Below are 21,337 nucleotides of genomic sequence, written 5' to 3'. Positions count from 1 at the left end.
TGAATCTTTTTGACTGCTCGCAAGCGGTATAGCCGAAAGCTGGTGCTGTGTGATTCTCTTGCGGTGATGGATTCGCAGGAGGGATGATGGCCGCTGATGAATTGTTTGGGGATCTGCCGGAGCAGGCAAAGCCGCAAGCCGGTGCGGCGCCGCTCGCAGCGCCGCGACTTCGTGAGCCCCAACGCGATCAAATCGAGTTGCGAGCAGTGGATATCGAGAGCCTGATCGGGGAAGACCATCCGGTGCGCCTGATCTGGTCCTATGTCGAGGAACTCGACCTGAGTGAGCTGGAGAACCGGATCAAGGCGCGGGGCGATCGGCCCGGTCACCCCGCGACATCGCCGCGGCTTTTGCTGGCGCTGTGGCTCTATGCCACCAGCGAGGGCGTCGGCAGCGCGCGCGCGTTGGAGCGGCTTTGCGAGAGCCATGACGCCTATCGTTGGCTGTGTGGCGGGGTGTCGGTGAACCATCACACGCTGGCGGACTTCCGGGTCGGTTGCGCCGACCTGCTCGACCGGCTGCTTTGCGAGCATTTGGCGGTGCTGGCGAAGGTCGGCCTCGTCAATCTGGAAACGCTGGCGCAGGACGGTGTTCGGGTCCGGGCCAGCGCCGGGGCCGCTTCGTTCCGGCGGGAGGCGACGCTCGATCGGCACCTGGCCTTGGCTGAGGCGGTGGTGGAAGACCTCAAACGCGAGGTTGACGCTCGTTCGGATGCTAGCAATCAGCGCATGAAGGCCGCCAAGGAGCGCGCCGCGCGTGAGCGCAGAGCGCGCGTCAAAGCGGCGCAGACGGCGCTCGCCGAAATCAAGCAGCAGCGCAAGGAGCGCGAAGAAAAGCGCGGCAACGGCAAGAAGCCGAAAGAGCCGCGGGCCTCCACGACGGACGCCGACGCACGGGTCATGAAGATGGCCGACGGCGGCTTCCGCCCCGCCTACAACGTGCAGGTGACGAGTGCCGCCGGCCAGCCGATCGTCGTTGACATCAAGGTCTGCAACACCGGGTCCGACCGCGGCCTGATGCGGCCCATGCTGGAGCGGCAGCGCGCGCGTCCTGGCGGGTTGCCCAAGGACCATCTCGTCGATGGCGGCTTTGGCAGTGCCGAGGACATCGAGTGGGCGCACGCCGAGGGCATCGATATCTTTTGCCCGCCCACTCAATCCAAGCACGGCACCGATCCCCATCTACCGCGACGCGGCGACGGCCCGGGGGTGTTGGCCTGGCGTGCGCGCATGGCGAGCGAAGAGGGCAAGGCCCGATACAAGCCCCGGTCGATTTGCGAGTGCATACATGCCCGCTGGCGCAACTGGGACCTGCGCCAATTGACCGTGCGCGGCTTCGAAAAGGTCCGCGCCGTCGTGCTCTGGTACGCCCTCGCCAACAACATCCTGCAAGGCAACCGCCTCGCTAGCGCATAGAGGAGCGTTCATCGACATCCCCCAACCTCGCCACAGCCGCCCAGCCCACGCGTTGCCACGACGAGGAACTGCCACATCCTTCGATGACCACGCAAAACGAGAAAGATTGGCAAGCTCTCAGGATGAGGAACTCTGGATTGCCTCGTCGCTTCGCTCCTCGCAATGTCGAATGGAAAAAAGTGCGTGGGACTATTTCTTGTCCCTGAAATACGGCTCGACACTCCCGTGCACCTTGATCGTCAGCGGATTGCCGTAGCGGTCCTTGGCGTTGCCGGCGGTGACACGCACCCAGCCCTCGCTGATGCAATACTCCTCCACATTGGTCTTCTCGATGCCCTTGAAGCGGATGCCGACGTCGCGCGCCAGGATGTCGGCGTTGTAGTACGGGCTGTTCGGATCGACCGACAGGCGGTCGGGGAATTCGTCGCTCATGATTGTCTCGCTCACAACAATGTTTCGATTTGCCGACGCAATCCTTCGGGCCGAGCGGTCGGCGCGTGACGCGCCACCACCTTGCCGGTGCGGTCCACCAGGAATTTCGTGAAGTTCCACTTGATGGAAGCCCCGAGCAGGCCGGATTGCTGACGTTTCAGGTACTCATACAGGGGATGCGCATTGGCGCCGTTGACGTCGATCTTCTCGAACAGCGGGAAAGTGACGTCATACTGCGTCGAGCAGAACTCCTGGATCTCGCTCGCCTTGCCTGGCTCCTGACCACCGAACTGGTTGCAGGGAAAGCCGAGCACGGAGAAACCGCGCGGGGAAAAGTCGCGATAGAGATCCTCAAGTCCCCGATATTGCGGCGTGAAGCCGCATTTGCTCGCGGTGTTGACGATAAGCAGCACCTGTCCCTCGAAGCGCCGCAGCGGCACTTCGTCGCCGAGAAGCGAGTTGGCGGTGAATTCGTAGATGGCCGACATCGTTGTCCCTAAGCCACGGGATCGATCGGCGAAGCCGGCACGCCACCCGCCTCGATCGCCTCGCCGGCGAGCAGGCAGAGGTCCTCACGATATCGGCCGGAGACGACATGCACGCCGACGGGCGCCTTGCCGACGAGACCGGTGGAGACCGCAAGGCCCGGCAGCCCCATGAAAGGAATGGCGATCTGCGGCAATTGCGCGTCCCAGACCCGCTTGAAGGACGCCTCGTCCTTACGATCGAGATGATCAGGGAATGGTAGTTCGCCGGAGACCGGCGTCAGCACCACCGCGTATTTTTCGAAGAACAGCATCCATTCGCGCGTCAGCGTCGCCCGGCGCATCAGCGCCTTGGCGTAGGCCGCCTGGTCGAACGGGGTGACCTTGGCGCGGTTGCCGCGCAGGCAGGCGAGCGCGCCGGGGTCGCCCTCGCGCTCAGCGGCTTCGAGCGCGGCCTCATATCCGTCGCCAAGCCAGAGCTTCGTCTGCCATTCGGCAGCCTCCCGCATCGGCGGGGTGTTCTCGATCACCTCCACGGTCCAACCTGCGCGCTCCAGCCGCTTGCCGGCGTCGCTGACCGCGGCCGCCACTTCGGGCGCCGTCGCGAGTCCGTCCGGATTGAGGCACAGCGCAGCGCGCTTGGGCACTGCCGGCCCCTCGAGCGGCGCGGGCACCCACCAGGGGTCGCGCACGTCGCGGGCGGCCATCGCGGCGAGCGAAATCCTGATGTCATTGATGGTGCGCGCCAGCGGCCCGGAGACCGCGCTGATCTGCGGCCCGATTGGGCGTTCCGGCAGGGCCGCGTTGAAGGCGGGAATCCGGCCCATGGTCGGCCGCAGGCCGTGCACACCGCAGGCATAGGCGGGGTAGCGGATCGAACCCGCGATATCGGTGCCGTGGGCGATGTGGCCGATGCCCGCCGCAACGGCAGAACCTGCTCCGCCCGAGGAGCCGCCCGGGGTCAGCGAGGCATCGCGCGGGTTCTTCGTGTCCCCGTGGATCAGGTTGGTGGTGAACCAGCGGTAGGAGAAGGCTGGGCAGTTGGTGCGGCCGAGGATGACGGCGCCCGCCTTGCGTAAGTTGGCGACCACAGGATTGTCGGCCTTCGCGATCACCTCGCGCTGGATCTTCAGGCCATTGGTGGTAGCAAAGCCCTCCTGGTCGACATTGACCTTCACCGTGACGGGGACGCCAGCGAGCAGGCCCGGATCCTCGCCCCGGGCGATCGCCGCATCCACCGCTGCCGCCTGCTCGAGAACGTCCTCCGGCCGGTGGTCGATCACCGCATTCAGCCTGGGATTGACGGCATCGAGCCGGGCCAGGCCCGCCTTAGCAGCTTCGAAGGCAGAAACCTTCCTGGACCGAATGAGGGTGGCGAGGTCGGCGGCCGACAGGCGCCAGAGATCTTGCATGACATGCTCCGTGTGACCGGGTCTTTTAGCGCCGGTCAGGCGGCAAAGCCATGCGCATTGCGCAGGGAGACCCGGATGTCAGTGCCGGGTGGCGGATTGATCCGGCAGGTCCAGAAGCGCCTCTGTGAAGGGAAACTCCAGCACGATCTCACCATCGACGTCGGTGACCTCGATGACGGCCTCGAGCAGCGCCGGCTGGGTGCCTTCCGATTTCAGTACTTCCAAAATCATCTGGCGCGCCACTTCCCAGGCACGATCGGGATTGCGCAGGTCCTCGCCGTCAGGATCCACGATCAATTCGTCGCCGATGCGGGTGTTGAAGAAATATCTGGGCATGCCTGATCCAATGGGGTCGCCTGTAGCGGATTGAAAGCCGCTCTGCACTCACAACTGCTTTATCCGGACAGGGATCGCACCCTATCGTCGTTCTTTGCCTATCGTCGTCCTTTGCATGGGGTTGTTTTGCTGTTTTTGCGTCATCTCCACGGCACGATCGTGCCTTTCCGTGTTTGCAGCGCAGCATTTCAGTCCACCTACTACCTAGGTCGCGGAAGATTTAACTGGCGAACTTTTCCGCCGGCAGTAGTTTAACGGGGGGCGGACACGTCCGATTTTTCAGAAAGGGAGGGCCAAAATGGCCTGGAAAGCACCGAAGATCGTCGAAGTGCCGTGCGGCATGGAAATCAACATGTATGTGAGCGCCACCCGCAAGTAAGGGCGGCAAGTTTACGTCGAGCGCGGGTGGATCCTTCGGGCGCGCGACGTTCCCGCCGAAGGGAATTGTGCCGGCCTTGAGATCCACCGCGACACGTGCCTCCAGGAGACGGATTCATGCTTCGCGTCGTCGTCCTGGGTGCCGCGGCTGGCGGCGGGGTACCGCAGTGGAACTGCGGATGCACGGGCTGCCGGGCAGCGCGCGCTGACGCTCGACACTTGCAGAGAACCCAAGCTTCGGTCGCCTTCAGCGCCGACGGTGACAACTGGTTCCTGATCAACGCCTCTCCCGACCTCCGACAGCAATTCAACGCCACGCGACAGCTTCATCCGAAGCCGGGCGCGCTGCGCCACACGCCGGTCGCAGGCGTGATCCTGACCAATGGCGAGGTGGACGCGGTCGCGGGACTCTTGTCGATGCGCGAGGGCTCGCCGTTCACGATCTACGCGCATGACAAGGTGCTCGCGATCCTGAGGGCCAACAGCATCTTCAATGTGCTGAACGAGAAGAACGTCAAGCGCCAGCCGATCGGCGTCGACGAGCCGTTCGAGCCGCGCCTTCCCGACGGCGCACGCTCCGGCATTGAGGTGGTTGCGTTCGAGGTGCCCGGCAAATCGGCCTGGTATCTGGAAGGCAAGGTGCATCCCGGCGGGAGCGATGGCGCCGGCGATACGCTCGGCCTGAAGATCGCGGACAAGTCGACCGGCAAGAATTTCTACTTCCTCGCCGCCTGTGCCGAGGTCACCGACGCGCTGAAAGCGGAGATTGCCGGCGCAGCGCTGCTGTTCTTCGACGGTACGGTGTGGCGCGACGACGAGATGATCCAGGCCGGGCTTGGCCAAAAGACCGGCAAAAGCATGGGACATGTCGCCATGTCGGGCGAGGATGGCGCGATCGCGCGGCTTGCCGGCCTCGATATCGACAGGAAGATATTTCTGCATATCAATAACTCGAACCCGGCGCTGCTGCCCTCCTCGCCCGAGCGCAAGGCGGCCGAACATGCGGGCTGGCAGATACCCGCCGATGGAACGGAGATCGTGCTGTGAACGCCATGACGCTTCCCGGAATGACCGCACTCTCGATCGGCAAGGACATCAGGCTCAACTCGGCCGAGGAGCTCGAGGCGACGCTGCGCCACATCGGCGCGACGCGATATCACAGCCTGCATCCGTTCCATAAGCTCCTGCACGGCGGCAAGCTGAACAAGGGCCAGGTGCAGGCCTGGGCGCTCAACCGCTACTACTACCAGAGCACGATCCCGCTCAAGGACGCGGTGGTGATCTCACGCTTTCGCGACCGCGCCACGCGGCTGGAATGGCGTCACCGCATCGAGGACCACGACGGCGATGTCGGCAGCGAGGGTGGAATCGAGCGCTGGATCAAGCTGACCGAAGGCCTTGGGCTGGACACGGCCTACGTGGAATCGACCGAAGGCATTCTCCCCGCAACGCGCTTTGCGGTCGAGGCCTATGTGCATTTCTGCCGCGAGAAGAGCCCGCTGGAGGCGATCGCCTCCTCCCTGACGGAGCTGTTCGCACCGAGCATTCACGAAGAGCGCATCGTCGGCATGCTGGAGCACTATGATTTCGTCAATCCTGATATCATGAGTTACTTCAAGCGCCGCCTGACCCAGGCGCCGCGCGACGCCAATTTCGCGCTCGACTATGTCAGGAAGCACGCCAGGACTCCGGAGGAACGCGCGGCCGTCTGCAACGCGCTGATCTTCAAGACCAACGTGCTGTGGGTGCAACTTGATGCGCTCTATCATGCATATGTCGATGGGCACATTCCGCCGGGTGCCTTCGTGCCCAAAGCGAACTGAGAGGAAATAAGCGATGGCCGGGCCGCGTCACATCAGCGTCAGCGAGGCGAGCCGGCCCGTGCTGCCGCGGCATGCCAAACTGAAATACGACGAGACGCGCAACGTCTGGGTGATCCTGGCGCCCGAGCGCGTGCTGGCCCCGGACGAGATTGCCGTCGAGGTCCTGCAGCTCTGCGACGGCGTCCGCAACGTCGGCGATGTGGCGGACCAGCTCGCCGCGAAGTATGCTGCGCCGCGCGATGCGATCCTGGCTGACGTGACCGCCATGTTGCAGGATCTTGCGGACAAGGGCTTTTTGACCGAAGCCCGGGAGAAGACGTCATGAGTGACGTGCTCGGCAATCCGGCCATCCCCCCTGATGCAAGCGACAGCCTCGCTGTGCTCGAAAAGCAGCGCTCGACGGCGGAGACGTTTGGCATTCCGCTCGCGGTCCTGCTGGAAGTCACGCATCGCTGCCCGCTGCAATGTCCCTATTGCTCCAACCCGATCGAGCTCGATCGCGCCGGCAAGGAACTCACGACCGAGGAGTGGAAGAAGGTCTTGACCGAGCTCGTCGAGATCGGCGTGCTCCAAGTCCATTTCTCCGGAGGCGAGCCGACTGCGCGGAAAGACCTGGTCGAACTCATCAAGCATGCGAGCGGCGCCGGCCTCTACACCAATTTGATCACCGCGGCCGTGCTGCTGACGCGCGACAAGCTGAGCGAACTCGCCGATGCCGGCCTCTGCCACGTACAGATCAGTTTTCAGGGAACCGAGGACATCGCCGCCGATCGCGTCGCCGGCTACAAGGGCGCGCATCACAAGAAGCTCGAAGTCGCGCGCTGGACGCGCGAGCTCGATCTGCCGCTCACCGTGAACGCGGTGATGCACCGCCAGAACCTGCACCAGCTCCCCGACATCATCCAGATGGCGGTCGATCTCGACGCCGACCGGCTCGAGGTCGCCAACGTCCAGTACTACGGCTGGGCGCTGAAGAACCGCGCCGCGCTGATGCCGACGGTCGCGCAGCTCGACGAGACCACCCGCATCGTCGAGGAGGCGCGCGAGCGCCTCAAGGGAACGCTCGCGATCGACTATGTCGTGCCGGACTATTATGCCCTGCGGCCGAAGAAATGCATGGGCGGGTGGGGCCGGCAGTTCTTCAACATCTCGCCGGCCGGAAAGGTGCTGCCGTGCCATGCGGCCGAGAGCATCACCGGGCTCGTCTTCGAGTCCGTGCGCTCCAATCATTCGATCGCCTGGATCTGGCAGAACTCGGACGCCTTCAACCGCTATCGTGGTACCGGCTGGATGAAGGAGCCATGCAGGACCTGCGAATTCCGCGAAATCGATTTCGGCGGCTGCCGCTGTCAGGCCTTTGCGCTCACCGGCGATGCGGCCAATACCGACCCGGCCTGCGCGCTGTCGCCGCTGCACGAGACCATATTCAGGCAGGCCGAGCGTGAAGCCGAAGGCGAGATCAACCGCTTCCTCTACCGCAACTTTGCCGGTGGCACTTTGGAGCCTGACCCTGGGGAGTCCGGCAAGCATGGCGCCTGACGCCGACGCGGCCAAATCGGCCAAGGAATCGGTAAAGCGCGCCGATCCCTTCGCGCCGTTGAGCTCCGAAATGCTTGCCGTCTCCGACGGCCACGAGATCTATCTCGAAAGCATCGGCCGCGTCGACGGCATCCCAGCCGTCTATCTGCATGGCGGTCCCGGCAGCGGCTGCCAGCCCGACCATCGCCGGCTTTTTGATCCCGAGCGATTCCATGCCGTGCTGTTCGATCAGCGCGGCGCCGGTCGCAGCAGACCGAAGGGTTTGCGCGAGCACAACACCACGCAGCACCTCATCGCGGACATGGAATTGATCCGCCAAAAGTTCGGTTTCGAACGCTGGATGGTGGTCGGCGGCTCCTGGGGCGCGACGCTGGCGCTGGCCTACGCCGAAGTCCATCCCGAGCGCGTTTCGGGCATCGTGCTGCGCGCAACATTTCTCGGCACGCGAGCGGAGGTCGAGACCGGCTTCACGTCGCGGCTGCCGCAATTCTATCCCGCGCTCAACGAGGATTTCTTGAGCCTGCTGTCAGCCGAAGAACGAGGGCAGCCGATCGAGGCGTATTGGCGCCGCATTCTCGATCCCGATCCTGACATACATGGTCCCGCCGCGCGGGCCTGGTACGACACCGAGCGCACCCTGTCCGAACACAAGCCGGCGCGCACACGGCTCGATCTCGCCGCGCTCAACGTGTGGCGCACACTGCCCGCGACGCCGTTCATGGAAGCGCACTACTTCATCAATAACTGCTTCATGGCGCCGGATCAGCTGCTGCGAAATGCCGGCAAGCTCGCCGGCATTCACGGCATCATCATCCAGGGCCGCTATGATCTGTTGTGCCCGCCTGTGACATCTTCGGCGCTCGCGAAAGCGTGGCCGGGTTCCGAGGTCCGGACCGTGGAAGAGGCCGGACATTCGCTCTATGATCCCGGCGTGAGGGATGCCGTGATGAAAGCGATCGCGGACCTCGGCTCGAAAGCCGCACGATAAAGGGACAGCAGGAAAATGCCGCTTGCCGGGAAGGGCATGCTGCTGACGTCGATGAATATCGACGCAGAGCATGAGGCCGATTTCAACCGCAGATATGATGTCGAACATCTTGCGGAGCGTGTTGCGATCGACGCTTTTCTGAAGGCGCGGCGCTGTGTTGCGCACGCCGCCAGCCTGCCTGATGTGGGACCTTGCGAAGAGTGACATCACACGCGGCTGAACTCATTACACGCACCACGGGATGCTGCACCGCCACATAGAATGCGCGACTGTTAATGCTATGCGCGCGCAGCTCCTATGAAAGCGGGGTAACTCGCAATTTTGGCTTTGTGCACGCTTGGGATTGGCTCTAATAAGGCAAGTCTATGATCCAATTCGAAAACCATATGAACGCGGCATAGCGTTCGCCAAGCTCAAGAAGGCCGCTCGGGTCTTTGGGCCTGCGCGGACAGGGTAGGAATGAAACCGACCGATATCGCGGCCCCCGACTACTTTCACAAGGTAGTCGATTGCCAGTGGGCCTGTCCTGCGCACACTCCGGTTCCCGAATACATCCGTCTGATCGCACAAGGCCGCTACAGCGACGCCTATATGATCAATTGGAAATCGAATGTGTTTCCCGGAATTCTGGGGCGCACCTGCGATCGTCCATGCGAGCCCGCGTGCCGCCGCGGACGCGTCGAGGAAACTCCGGTGGCGATCTGCCGCCTGAAGCGCGTCGCCGCCGACTTCAAGGATGACATCAAGCAGCGTCTGCCGCGCCCCTCGCCGAAGAACGGCAAGCGCATCGCGCTGGTCGGCGGTGGTCCGGCGTCGCTGACGGTGGCGCGCGATCTCGCACCGCTCGGCTATCACTGCACCGTGTTCGACGCCGATCCCGAAGCCGGCGGCATGATGCGCTCGCAGATCCCGAAATTCCGGCTGCCCAACTCGGTGATCGACGAAGAGACCGGCTACATCCTCGAGCTCGGCGTCGAGTTCAGGGGCGGCCACCGTATCGAGAGCATGAAAGCGCTGCTCGCGGACAGATACGATGCGATCTTCGTCGGCTCCGGCGCACCGCGCGGCCGCGAGCTCGACATTCCCGGTCGCAAAGAAGCTGCCGCGAACATCCATATCGGCATCGACTGGCTGTCCTCCGTCTCGTTCGGTCATACCAACAAAATCGGCAAGCGCGTGATCGTGCTCGGCGGCGGCAACACCGCAATGGATTGCTGCCGCACCGCGCGCCGCCTTGGCGGCGAGGACGTCAAGGTGATCGTGCGTTCCGGCTTCGAGGAAATGAAGGCGAGCCCCTGGGAAAAGGAAGACGCCATTCACGAGGATATCCCGATCCTCAACTACATGGTGCCGGTGGCGTTCAAGCATGTGGCCGGCAAGCTCATCGGCGTCACTTTCCAGAAGGTGAAAGCGGAATATGACGCCAAGGGCCGTCGCAACCTGGTGCCCTCGGGCGAACCCGACCAAACCATCCCCTGCGACGACGTGCTGGTCGCCGTCGGCCAGGAGAACGCGTTCCCCTGGATCGAGCGCGACTGCGGCATCGAGTTCGACAAATGGAATATGCCGAAGGTCGATCCCAAGACCTTCGTCTCGACCAACCCGAAGATCTTTTTCGGTGGCGACGCCGCCTTCGGGCCGAAGAACATCATCTGGGCTGTCGCGCACGGCCACGACGCCGCGCTGTCGATCCACAGGTTACTCTCGGGCGAGGACATCAACGAGCGTCCGCTACCGGAGGTGCACGTCACCTCGCAGAAGATGGGCATCCACGAATGGAGCTATGACAACGACATCTCGCCGGAAAAGCGTTTCAAGGTGCCGCACCGCGACAAGGTGGTGGCCCTGAAGGACATCCGTGCCGAGGTCGAACTCGGCTACGACGTCAAGCTTGCGCTCGGCGAGGCGCATCGCTGCCTGAACTGCGACGTGCAGACCGTATTCTCGACCTCCCTGTGCATCGAGTGCGATGCCTGTGTCGACATCTGTCCGATGGATTGCATCACCTTCACGCAAAACGGCGAGGAGGCCGATCTGCGCCAGCGCCTGAAGGCGCCCTCGCCGCACCCCGACCAAGCCCTCTACATCTCCAGCGATCTCAAGACCGGGCGCGTGATGGTGAAGGACGAGGACGTCTGCTTGCATTGCGGGCTCTGCGCTGAGCGCTGTCCCACCGGCGCCTGGGACATGCAGAAATACCTCATCGATATGACTCACGCAGGATCATCATGTCCGACAAAAAGCCGATCAGCAGCGTAAACGACTTCGTCGTCCGCTTCGCCAACGTCAACGGCTCGGGCTCGGCTTCGGCCAACGAGCTGTTTGCTCGCGCGATCCTGCGCCACGGCGTGCCGGTCTCCCCACGCAACATCTTCCCCTCCAACATCCAGGGCCTGCCGACCTGGTACGAGGTGCGGGTGACGGAAGCCGGCCATCTCGGCGCCCGCGGCGGCGTCGACATGATGGTAGCGATGAACCCACAGACCTGGGACAAGGACATCGCCGGCATCGAGCAAGGCGGCTACCTGTTCTACGATTCGACCAAGCCGATGCCGTCGACGAAATTCCGCGACGATATCACCGTGATCGGCGTGCCCCTGACCGCGATCACCAACTCCACCTATACCGATCCGCGCCAGCGCCAGCTCTTCAAGAACATCATCTATCTCGGCGCGCTCTGTGCGCTGCTCGACATGGATCCCAAGGTGATCGAGCAGCTCATCGGCGAGCAGTACAAGGGCAAGGAGAAGCTGCTCTCCTCCAACGTCCACGCGCTGCATCTCGGCCGCGACTGGGCATTGCAGAATCTGAAATGCCCGATCGGGCTGCGGGTGAAGAAGGCCGACAAGGTCGGCGATCGCATCTTCATCGAGGGCAACAGCGCCGCCGCGCTCGGCGCGGTCTATGGCGGCGCGACGGTGTGCGCCTGGTATCCGATCACGCCGTCCTCGTCGGTTGCGGAAGCCTTCACCAGCCACTGTAAGAAGTACCGGCACGACCCTGCGACCGGCAAGGCGAGATACGCGATCGTGCAGGGCGAGGACGAGCTTGCTTCAATCGGCATCGTGATCGGCGCCTCCTGGAACGGCGCCCGCGCCTTCACCGCGACCTCGGGGCCCGGCATCTCGCTGATGACGGAGTTCATCGGTCTCTCGTATTTCGCCGAGATTCCGGCCGTGATCATGAACATCCAGCGCGCGGGCCCCTCGACGGGCATGCCGACCCGCACACAGCAATGCGACATCATTGCCTGTGCCTATGCCTCGCATGGCGATACCAAGCACGTGCTGTTGTTCCCGGAAGATCCGGCCGAGGCGTTCGAGTTCGCTGCGGCCGCGTTCGATCTCGCCGAGCGGCTTCAGACCACGATCTTCCTGATGCTCGATCTCGATATCGGCATGAACCACCGGCTCTGCCGTCCGCTGAAATGGGACGACGCGCGGCAATATGACCGTGGCAAGGTGATGACCACGGAGATGCTGGACGAGGGCCGCGACTTCGGCCGCTATCTCGACGTCGACGGTGACGGCATCCCCTACCGTACCTATCCCGGCACGCATCCGACCAAGGGTTCCTATTTCACCCGCGGCACCTCGCGCGACCGCTATGCGCGCTACTCCGAGGAAGGCACGGTTTATGCCGACAACATGCAGCGCCTGGTTCGCAAGTTCGAGACCGCGCAGGATCTCGTGCCGCGGCCGCTCCAGGCCAATGCGGAACGGCCGACCAAATATGGCGTGATCTATTTCGGTTCCACGGCGCCGGCGATGGACGAGGCGATCGGCCTTTTGGAGGCGCGCGGGCATCAGCTCGACCGGTTGCGCATCCGCGCCTTCCCGTTCCATTCGAGCGTGGCAAGCTTCCTTGCCGAGCACGATTTCGTCTACGTCGTCGAGCAGAACCGCGACAGCCAGCTCCGTCAGCTCATCGTCAACGAGAACGGCATCGACCCGGTGCGTCTCGTACCGATCGTGCATTACGACGGCTCGCCAATCACCGCCCGTTTCATCGCAAAAGCCATTGGCGACCACCAGGATCACCTCAAGGTGACCCCGCTCCGCAAGGCCGTGTCATGACCTACATTGCAAAGCCGAAATTTCATCACCCGGGCCTGAAGAAGAACGAGCTCGGCTACACGCATCGCGACTACGAGGGCAAGATCTCGACGCTGTGCGCCGGCTGCGGTCACGACTCGATCACGGCATCGATCATCGAGGCCTGCTATGAGCTGTCGATCGAGCCGCACCGGGTGGCGAAGATCTCCGGCATCGGCTGCTCGTCGAAGACGCCGGACTATTTCCTCGGCAATTCGCACGGCTTCAACTCGGTGCACGGGCGCATGCCCTCGGTGCTCACGGGCGCCAACCTAGCCAATCGGGACCTGATCTATCTCGGCGTTTCCGGCGACGGCGATTCCGCCTCGATCGGCTTCGGCCAGTTCGCACACTCGATCCGGCGCGGCGTCAACATGACCTATATCGTCGAGAACAACGGGGTCTATGGCCTGACCAAGGGCCAGTTCTCGGCCACTGCGGACCGCGGCTCGAAATCCAAGAAGGGGGTGACCAACACCGACAACGCCATCGACCTCGTCGCGATCGCGTTGCAGCTGGGGGCCACCTTCGTCGCGCGCAGCTTCTCCGGCGACAAGGCCCAGCTCGTGCCGCTGATCGCAGCCGCGATCCGCCACAAGGGCGCGTCCTTCATCGACGTGATCAGTCCCTGCATCGCCTTCAACAACCACGCCGGCTCGACCAAGAGCTTCGACTATGTCCGCGAGCACAATGACGCGGTGAACCGGCTCGACGTGCTGGTCGGCCGCGACCCGATCAGCGTCGACTACGCGCCCGGCTCCGTGCAGGTCGTCGAGCAGCATGACGGCAGCAAGATCGCGCTGCGCAAGCTCGATGCCGACTATGATCCGCATGACCGGCTCGGCGCGATGACCTTCCTCCAGAAGCACTCCGCCAAGGGGCAGATCGTCACGGGGCTGCTCTATGTCGATCCGGACGCGGAGGATCTGCACGAGCATCTCAACACGGTCGAGACGCCGCTGAACAGGCTGGAGGCGGACGATCTCTGCCCGGGCTCTGCGGTGCTGGACAAGATCAACGCCAGCCTGCGGTGATCATTTACTCCGCGCCGAAATCGCCGGCCTGACGCGTACGGTGATCTTCTCCGATACGACGGGCGGCTCGAACGGATAGTGCTTGGCGTCGCCCAGCACCAGTTGCAGCGTGTGCGGGCCCGGCGGCAGTTCGAGAAAGGTCTCGGTCTGTCCTGCTCCAAAGTGGAGATGCGACTTGTCCTGCGGAATCGGCTCTTTGGAATCGATCGGTTCGTTGACGTCGATCAGCAGGTGGTGGTGGCCGCTGTTCTGATAATCGTCGCCCGCATGCGTCACGCCCATATTGCGAAGTCCGAACCTGGCCCAGAACCCGCCCTTCATCCTCTGGCCGTCGTGCGGCGTGATGAAATAGAGCTTTGCGTCCTTCGGTGCCGTCTTGCCCTGCGAATAGGCTGCGTTGGAGAACAGTACGAGCGCCGCCGAGAGCGCAAACCAGCAAACGATCTTCATCGTTTCTCATCCAGCACTTAGGGACTCAGCGCGACGCGGAATCCATGGGTTGGATAACGAACATTGGTATCGTAGCCGTCGCGATTCGCAGGACGCACGTATCGTGCGTCGTTCTTCCAGGAGCCCGAGCGCAGAACATGCGAGGTGCAGTCGCCGCCGACCCAGGCGGAGCCGTCGGTCGGAGCCCCCTGATAATTCTTGTGCCAGCAATCCTCGACCCACTGATCGACGCCGCCGCCCATGTCGTAAAGCCCAAAGGGATTGGGCTTGAAGCTGCCGACGTTGACCGGCTGATCAGCCGAGGCGTCGCCGCAATCCTTGCAAGCCGCCATGCCCGGCTGCGGCTTGTCGCCCCACCAGTATTTCGTCTGGGTACCGCCGCGGGCGGCATACTCCCATTCAGCTTCGCTCGGAAGCCGATACGGCTTCTTTGTCGCCTGCGCGAGCCAGCCCGCATATTGATGCGCGTCCGTCCAGCTTACGTTCGTGACGGGGGCGTCGTCCTTTCCGATCGCCGTAAATTCGCAAGCCTTCGCCGCCGCACATTTGTTCCATTCACGAACCGTCACGGGGTATTTCCCGATCGCAAACGGTTTGATCACCACCTGGTGGATCGGCCTTTCCGTCGCGTCATCGTTGCTGCCCATCGCAAAACTGCCTGCACGGATCGCGACCATGTCCGGCTCCTGGATCGATGCCATGGACGGCAGCGGGACCGGTGAAGGCGAAGCGGCGGGCGACGGCATTGCCGTGGGCGACGGAGAAGCCGCAGGGGCGGCCTGCGGCGCCGGCGGGCTCGGCATCGACGGAGCGGATTGCGGGGACGGGGATGCCGAAGGAGCCACGATTGGGGGAGCTGCGGCTTGTTGCCCCACCCGGCTGCGTGGCTGCGCAAGCAGGTACCAAAGCACGTAGCCGGCAATCACCAACAAAGCGAGGCTCAGAAGAAACATCAGGATGCTCTCGCGCCGGCCTCGCGTCCTGCCGACGGCGTCAGCGTCCGGCAGCACGCGATAGACGCGCACAGGATCGGTGATGTTCTTGACCTTGCGGTCCCCGAGCGATTCGTAGCCGCACACCACCTTGTGCTTGATCTGCTCATAGATCGCGCCCGAGATGAAGACCTGACCAGGCTCGGCAATCCCTTCGATACGCGTCGCAATGTTGACGCCGTCGCCATAGATGTCGTCCGTCTCCACGATGACGTCGCCGAGATTGACGCCAATGCGATATTCGATCCGAGAATGCTTCGGAAGCGAGGCGTTACGGCCGATGAGGTTCTGCTGGATGACGATGCTGCATCGAACGGCCTCAACGGGACTATCGAAAATGGCAATGAAGCCATCGCCCGTCGTCTTCACCAGGCTTCCATGGTGCTCGGCGATGCTGGGCTGGATGAGATCCCGCTCGATCCGCTTGACGCGGACATGCGTGCCTTCCTCGTCGGCCTGCATCAAGCGGCTGTAGGACGCGATGTCACCGACGATAATAGCGGCGAGGCGACGAGGCATCGCGCTATTCGGCGGCGGCCCACCCTGATTCCCCGATTTGAAGTTGCGAATTTCACCCATTACTGGGGCTCCACAAACTTGCAAATGGTGGCTTGCACGTTCAACCCCAAAGAGCGCTGCGTGCAAGGTATAGGCTATCACATCGCGCGCGAGGGACAAGCAAAGTGCGACCGGGTCGGAGCGTCGGCGATCGGGTTCCCAGCCGGAAATGCCGCCAGGCGCTTTGAACTTTCTTGATGCCGCGAGCGACTAAAGCCCAGCAACGGAACTTCGTCGCACCAAGCGAGAGTTTGCTCACTCGATGGCTTCGTCGGCGCTCGCGAGCAGCGCGGACGGCACCTCGATCCCCAACAGCTTCGCCGTCTTCAAATTGATGACAAGCTCGAATTTTGTCGGCGCCTGCACCGGAAGATCGGCCGGCTTCGTCCCACGAAGAATCCTGTCCGCATAGGAGGCGACCTCGCGAAACAACTCCGGGAAATCCAGCCCGTACGACATCAGCGCGCCGCTTGTTGGAAAGCTGCGGAATGGATGGATGCTGGGAATGCGCAGCTCGTTGGTCAAGCCGACGATCAGGTCCTGATGCAGAATCGGCAGGGAGTCGGGCAGCGTCATCAGCCCGGCCCTGGGCAGACCGCCGGCGCCGCGAATGGCGCGTTCGATCTCGCCGGCATCGCGGACGTAGATCGTCTGCACGTTCACGCCGGTTTCGCGTCCGTCGCTCTCGATCTGGCGAGCGAAAGGCGCGCTGGTGTTATTGTCGGGATTGGCGATGAGGACGATGCGCTCGATCGTCGTATCGACGGCCTTCAGCAGATCGACCCATTTGCCCCCGACCGCGAGTTCGAAATTCGTGAAGCCGGTGAGGCTTCCTCCGGGATGAGACAAGGACGCCACCACGCCGAGCTCGACGGGATCGGCCACCAACAGGAATACGACGGGTATCGCGCCCGAGTACTTGCGCATGGCGTCGAGCGTAGGACTTCCCTGTGCGATCAGCAGGTCCGGCTGCCGCTGCACCAGCGAAGCCGAAGCCTCCGACAGGGAGGACGACATCGGTTTGGCCAGCCGCAGGTCGAACTCCAGATTATCGCCGTCGCGCCAGCCGAGCTCTCGCAGCCGGTCCAGCAGCGCGGCGCGGAGCGGCAGCAATTGCTGCTCGCTGAACGAGGAGACCATGCCGACGAGCTTCCTGCGCGGCACCGGCTGGGCGTTCGCCGCAAGCCATGACGTGGCGGCCAGGAGCCCTATTGCGCGGATGAAGGCACGCCGGATCATGTGCGGCCCGGATTGGCAAAAGTCGAGTGCATCACGCGCGTGTACCAGCATTCGGCCATCCAGGGGATAGGTAAATCCGGGCGCGCCAGGCGACCGCGGGCAGGTGAACGCATCCCGCCCGAGTGGCGACCAACCGCCAGTCGCCCCCGCCGGCCGCCAGCCGGATACCTCATCCGTTCGAAGCGTTCGGGACCGCACATGAAACTTCCCCTCCTCGTCGCCCTCACCCTCGCCGCTCTCGGCGGCACCGGCCATACCCAGGAGGCCACCAAGGCCCAATCCGATGCTTTTGACGCGCGAATGTTTGCCGGCGCGCCCGGCCACAAGGCCTATGCCTGCTTCGTCCGCCGCTACGATGCCGACCATCTGGCTCGCCATCCCAAGCAAAAGGTTGCCTCCATGAAGCTGCTGGTCTCGGCCGAATACGAGACAGAGGACAAGGAACTGCACTACGCCTTCCGCCTCGGCTTCCGATACCGGCATCGCTCCGGCGAATTCGATTCCTCCGGCTCCTGCGGCCACGCATTGTTTCAGGACAATGGCGACGAGGTCCGCTTCGACTGCGGCGTCGACTGCGATGGCGGCGGAATCGGGATCGCGCTGTCGAAGGACGACAAATCTGCGATCATCCGGCTCGAGCGCGTCAAGGTCTGGCAGAACAACAAGCTTGACGACGACGCCGAAGAATCGCTGGTCGCCGGTGCGGACGACAAGATTTTCCGTCTCGACCGCGCCGACAGCAGCGAGTGCGCCACGCTCGTGACCGACCGCAAGGAACTCGCTGCGCTTCGCCACAAGTGATAGGTTCGGACCGGGAGAAACGTCATGAACCGACGTAATATTTTGTGGAGCGCAGCATCGGCTCTGGGCACGGCCTTCGCCGCCTCGCGCGCGAAGGCCGCGACCGAACCGACGGCAGCGGACAGGCTGAAGGTCGCCTATCATCTGAGCGATGCCGAGAGGGTCAATTTCGTGCTCGGCAATATCCAGAACCACATCGACGGCGTGGGCGGACCCGAGCACGTGACGATCGCGCTCGTCATCCATGGGCCGGCGCTCAAGGCGTTTCACCGGACGCAGGCCAATCCGGACGTAAGCAAACGGGTCGGCGATCTCTCCAAGGACGGTGTGGCGTTCACCGCCTGCGCCAACACCATGAAAGCGCAGAACATCACGCTGAAGAACCTCTTGCCCGGCTTCGTCAGTGCAGAAAAAGGCGGCGTGGTCCGCCTCGCGGAGCTGCAGTCGCAGGGGTATTCGTATTTGAGGCCTTGAAGCCGGTACAAGCAGCCTTCCCGTCTCCTCTTCGGGGAGAAGGGTATGCGCATCCGCAAAAGTTGCTTAGGCCGCCGCGGGGATCGGCCGCGGGCTGACCACATACTCCCGCAAAACCTTGTCGTTGGCATCGACCTCGATCAGCGACACGTCATAGGTCCAGAGATCGGCCAGATGCTGGAGCACGCGCTTGGCGTCGGTCTCGTTGAGCTGCGAGCCCTTGATGACGTGGTGATGTAGGATCAGTCGGCGGTCGCCGGAGAGGTCGACGTCGACCACCTCGATATTGGCATCGATGAAGCCGACATCGTGCTGCCGCGCGAGTTCGCGGCGGACGCGGCGGAAGCCGCGCTCGTCGTGGATGGCGTCGACCCGGATGCCGGCGCGCTCCTCCGGATCGTCGTGGAGATGGAACATGCGCAGGTGCCGCATCAGCTTGGGACTGAGGAATTGCCCGATGAAGCTCTCATCGCGGTAGTTCGCCCAGACATCGCGCAACACGCCCATCGGATCGCCCTTGCCGGCGATGTCCGGGAACCATTCTCGGTCCTCGGCCTCCGGATTCGTAGCGATCCGCTCGATATCCTGCATCATCGCAAAACCGAGGGCATAGGGATTGAAGCCTGAAAAGCGCGGATCGTCGAATTCGGGCTGGAACACCACGTTGGTGTGCGACTGGAGGAATTCGAGGAAGTTGCCGTCGGTGATACGGCCCTGCTTATGCAAGGCCGACATGATGCGATAGTGGACGTAGGTCGCCGTCCCCTCGTTCATCACCTTGGTCTGGCTCTGCGGGTAGAAATACTGCGCGATGTGGCGGACGATGCGCAGCAATTCACGCTGCCAGGGCGCCAGCCGCGGTGCGCTCTTTTCCAGGAAATAGAGCAGGTTTTCCTGCGGCAGGCCGAGCAGCTTGCGACGCCGCTCGATGCTCAGCACAGATCGGCTCTTGGCTGCACCCTTGGGCACGGTACGCCAGAGGTCGTTGAAGACCTCCTCCTCGTGCTGGCGGCGGCGGCCGGCGCGCTTTTCCTCGACGCGCAAATCGAGCTTCTTCTTCCCGGGATAGCGGTCGATGCCGTGCGACATCAGCGCGTGGGCGGCATCCAGCGTTCGCTCGACCTCGACTCGGCCGTAGCGTTCCTCGCAATGCGAGACATAGTTCTTGGCGAAATCGAGATAGTCCAGAATGCCGTCGGCATCGGTCCACTGCTTGAACAGGTAGTTGTTCTTGAAGAAGTGATTGTGGCCAAAGGCAGCATGCGCGATCACCAGCGTCTGCATCGTCGCCGTGTTCTCCTCCATCAAATAGGAGATGCAGGGCGATGAGTTGATGACGATCTCGTAGGCGAGGCCCATCAGGCCTTTGCGGTAGGAGGCCTCGTGAAAGGCGAAGTGCTTGCCGAACGACCAATGCTTGTAGAACAGCGGCATGCCGACGGAGGAGTACGCGTCCAGCATCTGCTCGGCGGTGATCACCTCGATCTGGTTCGGATAGACGTCGAGGCCAAGCTCCTTCTTCGCGACATCCTCGCAGGCATCGTGGATACGCTGCAAGGTGTGGAAGTCCCAATCCGCGCCTTCGAACAATCGCCCGGTCTTGTCCGTCATGGAGCGGCCTTCTCCTGATTTTCGCGGCGCTGGAACAGGTCGTGGAACACGGGGAAGATTTCGCTGCGCTCGCTGACCTTGCGCATCGACAGCGGCGCCCCGCTGTTCCGCAGGCGCTCATAGAGCGTCCAGAGCGATGAGTCGGAGAGATCGAAGGCGCTGCCGCCGGACTCGCCGACCTCAAGATAGGCGAAGAACTGGCAGACCGGCAGGATCTTCTCGGTCAGCAGCATGCCGGCGAGCTCGCCGTCGGAATAGGAGTTGTCGCCGTCGGAGGCTTGCGCCGCGTAGATGTTCCAGTCGGTCGGATTGAAGCGCTCGCGCACGATCTCATGCATCGCCTGGAGCGCGCTCGACACCAGCGTGCCGCCGGAAGCCGGACCATAGAAGAAAGTCTGCTCGTCCACCTCCTCCGCGCGGTCGGTGTGGCGGATGAAGACGATCTCGACGTGCTTGTAGCGGCGCTTCAGGAAAACGTAGAGCAGCATGTAGAAGCGCTTGGCGAGGTCCTTCATGTGCTCGGACATCGAGCCGGAGACGTCCATCAGGCAGAACATCACCGCCTGCGCCACTGGCTTGGGCACCGTCTCGAAGCGGCGATAGCGGATGTCAAGCGGATCGATGAAGGGAATGCGCTTGGATTTCGCCTTCAGCATCTCGAGCTCGGTGACGAGCGCCGCGCGCTCGTCTTCGTCGGTGCATTCGGCGATCCTGGCTTCCAGCTCGTCCATCTCGTCCTTGCGCGGCCGGCGCAGCGCGATGCGGCGGGCGAGCGCGAGCTTGACGGTCCGGCTCACGGAGATGTTCGCAGGTGAGCCGGACGTGGTGTAGCCGGCGCGCTGGATGCCCTCACTCTCGGTCTGGGCGATCTTGCGCTTGGCGAGATCGGGAAGCTCGAGATCGTCGAGGAACAGATCGACGAACTCGTCGCGGCTCAGGACGAAGCGGAAGGCGTCCTCGCTGTCGCCTTCGCCGGGACCGGAGTCCTTGGCGCTGCCCTGCCCCGAGCGCTGCAGATAGTCGCCCTCGATGAACTTCTTGTTCCCGGGCAGCACCATGTCGCGCGTGCCGCCTTCGCGCCGAAACCGCGGCTCGTGCATTCCGTCAAGGGGAATCGTGACCTCACCCCCCTCCAGGACGTCCTTGATATCGCGTTCCTGCGAGGTCTTCTTGACGGCGCCCTGCACCAGGGATTTGGCCCGACGCAAGAACCGCTGGCGGTTCTCAAGACTCTTACCGCCCGGATTCAGGCGCCTGTCAATGATATGGGCCACTT

The 21,337-nt window shown here is 63.2% G+C and carries 22 protein-coding genes; 13 read left to right on the top strand and 9 right to left on the bottom strand.

The features are described from left to right. The first annotated feature begins 83 nt into the window (after nt 1-83). Nucleotides 84-1,415 (top strand): IS1182 family transposase, encoded by a 1,332-nt coding sequence (locus tag QA640_RS11395; protein ID WP_283037042.1) that lies wholly within the window; start codon nt 84-86, stop codon nt 1,413-1,415. A 189-nt stretch (nt 1,416-1,604) separates the two neighbouring features. On the opposite strand, the gene QA640_RS11390 is transcribed toward QA640_RS11395, so the two are convergent. The 4 genes from QA640_RS11390 to QA640_RS11375 all read right to left on the bottom strand — a co-directional run bounded on the left by QA640_RS11390 (nt 1,605) and on the right by QA640_RS11375 (nt 4,080). After that, nucleotides 1,605-1,847: a DUF3297 family protein gene (locus QA640_RS11390; RefSeq protein WP_157327629.1), complete on the bottom strand. Its 243-nt coding sequence runs from the start codon at nt 1,845-1,847 to the stop codon at nt 1,605-1,607. Between the two features lie 11 nt (nt 1,848-1,858). Continuing rightward, on the bottom strand, nt 1,859-2,335 hold the full coding sequence (locus QA640_RS11385; RefSeq protein ID WP_283040732.1) for a glutathione peroxidase: 477 nt from the start codon (nt 2,333-2,335) through the stop codon (nt 1,859-1,861). Nucleotides 2,336-2,343: 8 nt separating this feature from the next. After that, nucleotides 2,344-3,744 (bottom strand): amidase family protein, encoded by a 1,401-nt coding sequence (locus QA640_RS11380; protein WP_283040731.1) that lies wholly within the window; start codon nt 3,742-3,744, stop codon nt 2,344-2,346. A gap of 78 nt (nt 3,745-3,822) precedes the next feature. After that, nucleotides 3,823-4,080 carry a hypothetical protein gene (locus tag QA640_RS11375; protein ID WP_254097810.1) on the bottom strand — a complete coding sequence of 86 codons (258 nt, stop codon included), beginning with the start codon at nt 4,078-4,080 and terminating at the stop codon, nt 3,823-3,825. A 298-nt stretch (nt 4,081-4,378) separates the two neighbouring features. Here QA640_RS11375 and pqqA point away from each other — a divergent pair, with 298 nt between their 5' ends. The 10 genes from pqqA to QA640_RS11325 all read left to right on the top strand — a co-directional run bounded on the left by pqqA (nt 4,379) and on the right by QA640_RS11325 (nt 13,936). Then, nucleotides 4,379-4,459 carry a pyrroloquinoline quinone precursor peptide PqqA gene (gene pqqA, locus QA640_RS11370; protein WP_007595659.1) on the top strand — a complete coding sequence of 27 codons (81 nt, stop codon included), beginning with the start codon at nt 4,379-4,381 and terminating at the stop codon, nt 4,457-4,459. Between the two features lie 116 nt (nt 4,460-4,575). After that, complete coding sequence (gene pqqB, locus QA640_RS11365) at nt 4,576-5,505, top strand: pyrroloquinoline quinone biosynthesis protein PqqB (protein WP_283040730.1); 930 nt, start codon at nt 4,576-4,578, stop codon at nt 5,503-5,505. Beyond that, nucleotides 5,502-6,281, top strand: a complete 780-nt coding sequence (gene pqqC / locus QA640_RS11360) for a pyrroloquinoline-quinone synthase PqqC (RefSeq protein WP_283040729.1) — start codon at nt 5,502-5,504, stop codon at nt 6,279-6,281. The genes pqqB and pqqC overlap by 4 nt, the downstream gene beginning before the upstream one ends. Nucleotides 6,282-6,294: 13 nt before the next feature. Next, nucleotides 6,295-6,606, top strand: a complete 312-nt coding sequence (gene pqqD, locus QA640_RS11355) for a pyrroloquinoline quinone biosynthesis peptide chaperone PqqD (RefSeq protein WP_283040728.1) — start codon at nt 6,295-6,297, stop codon at nt 6,604-6,606. Continuing rightward, complete coding sequence (pqqE, locus tag QA640_RS11350) at nt 6,603-7,820, top strand: pyrroloquinoline quinone biosynthesis protein PqqE (protein WP_283040727.1); 1,218 nt, start codon at nt 6,603-6,605, stop codon at nt 7,818-7,820. Before pqqD ends, pqqE begins: the two co-directional genes overlap by 4 nt. Continuing rightward, a complete protein-coding gene (gene pip, locus QA640_RS11345; protein ID WP_283040726.1) occupies nt 7,810-8,808 on the top strand; it encodes a prolyl aminopeptidase in 999 nt (332 codons plus the stop codon). The genes pqqE and pip overlap by 11 nt, the downstream gene beginning before the upstream one ends. A gap of 36 nt (nt 8,809-8,844) precedes the next feature. Beyond that, complete coding sequence (locus tag QA640_RS11340) at nt 8,845-9,012, top strand: hypothetical protein (RefSeq protein ID WP_283043148.1); 168 nt, start codon at nt 8,845-8,847, stop codon at nt 9,010-9,012. A gap of 255 nt (nt 9,013-9,267) precedes the next feature. Then, entirely contained in the window at nt 9,268-11,067 is a 1,800-nt protein-coding gene (locus QA640_RS11335; protein WP_283040725.1) for an FAD-dependent oxidoreductase, read from the top strand. After that, nucleotides 11,037-12,884 carry a 2-oxoacid:acceptor oxidoreductase subunit alpha gene (locus tag QA640_RS11330; RefSeq protein ID WP_283040724.1) on the top strand — a complete coding sequence of 616 codons (1,848 nt, stop codon included), beginning with the start codon at nt 11,037-11,039 and terminating at the stop codon, nt 12,882-12,884. The genes QA640_RS11335 and QA640_RS11330 overlap by 31 nt, the downstream gene beginning before the upstream one ends. Continuing rightward, complete coding sequence (locus QA640_RS11325; RefSeq protein WP_283040723.1) at nt 12,881-13,936, top strand: 2-oxoacid:ferredoxin oxidoreductase subunit beta; 1,056 nt, start codon at nt 12,881-12,883, stop codon at nt 13,934-13,936. Before QA640_RS11330 ends, QA640_RS11325 begins: the two co-directional genes overlap by 4 nt. Here QA640_RS11325 and QA640_RS11320 read toward each other — a convergent pair whose 3' ends face one another. The 3 genes from QA640_RS11320 to QA640_RS11310 all read right to left on the bottom strand — a co-directional run bounded on the left by QA640_RS11320 (nt 13,937) and on the right by QA640_RS11310 (nt 17,226). Further along, nucleotides 13,937-14,386 (bottom strand): DUF4399 domain-containing protein, encoded by a 450-nt coding sequence (locus tag QA640_RS11320; protein WP_283040722.1) that lies wholly within the window; start codon nt 14,384-14,386, stop codon nt 13,937-13,939. It abuts the gene before it with no gap. 17 nt (nt 14,387-14,403) lie between these two features. Next, nucleotides 14,404-15,957 (bottom strand): SUMF1/EgtB/PvdO family nonheme iron enzyme, encoded by a 1,554-nt coding sequence (locus tag QA640_RS11315; protein WP_283040721.1) that lies wholly within the window; start codon nt 15,955-15,957, stop codon nt 14,404-14,406. A 234-nt stretch (nt 15,958-16,191) separates the two neighbouring features. Continuing rightward, nucleotides 16,192-17,226, bottom strand: coding sequence for an ABC transporter substrate-binding protein (locus QA640_RS11310; RefSeq protein WP_283040720.1), 1,035 nt, complete (start codon nt 17,224-17,226; stop codon nt 16,192-16,194). 147 nt (nt 17,227-17,373) lie between these two features. Here QA640_RS11310 and QA640_RS11305 point away from each other — a divergent pair, with 147 nt between their 5' ends. Continuing rightward, a complete protein-coding gene (locus QA640_RS11305) occupies nt 17,374-17,976 on the top strand; it encodes a hypothetical protein (RefSeq protein WP_283040719.1) in 603 nt (200 codons plus the stop codon). Between the two features lie 24 nt (nt 17,977-18,000). Next, nucleotides 18,001-18,450, top strand: a complete 450-nt coding sequence (locus QA640_RS11300; protein ID WP_283040718.1) for a DsrE family protein — start codon at nt 18,001-18,003, stop codon at nt 18,448-18,450. Nucleotides 18,451-18,516: 66 nt separating this feature from the next. Here the strand turns inward: QA640_RS11300 and QA640_RS11295 are convergent, their stop codons facing one another. Both QA640_RS11295 and QA640_RS11290 read right to left on the bottom strand, forming a co-directional pair. Beyond that, on the bottom strand, nt 18,517-20,061 hold the full coding sequence (locus tag QA640_RS11295) for a SpoVR family protein (protein WP_283040717.1): 1,545 nt from the start codon (nt 20,059-20,061) through the stop codon (nt 18,517-18,519). Further along, nucleotides 20,058-21,335, bottom strand: a complete 1,278-nt coding sequence (locus QA640_RS11290) for a YeaH/YhbH family protein (protein WP_283040716.1) — start codon at nt 21,333-21,335, stop codon at nt 20,058-20,060. Before QA640_RS11290 ends, QA640_RS11295 begins: the two co-directional genes overlap by 4 nt. Nucleotides 21,336-21,337: the final 2 nt, after the last annotated feature.

The organism is Bradyrhizobium sp. CB82 (genome assembly GCF_029714405.1).
Classification (GTDB): Bacteria; Pseudomonadota; Alphaproteobacteria; order Rhizobiales; family Xanthobacteraceae; genus Bradyrhizobium.
Note: the sequence above shows the minus strand (reverse complement) of the source record. Positions and strands in the feature narration are given on the sequence as shown.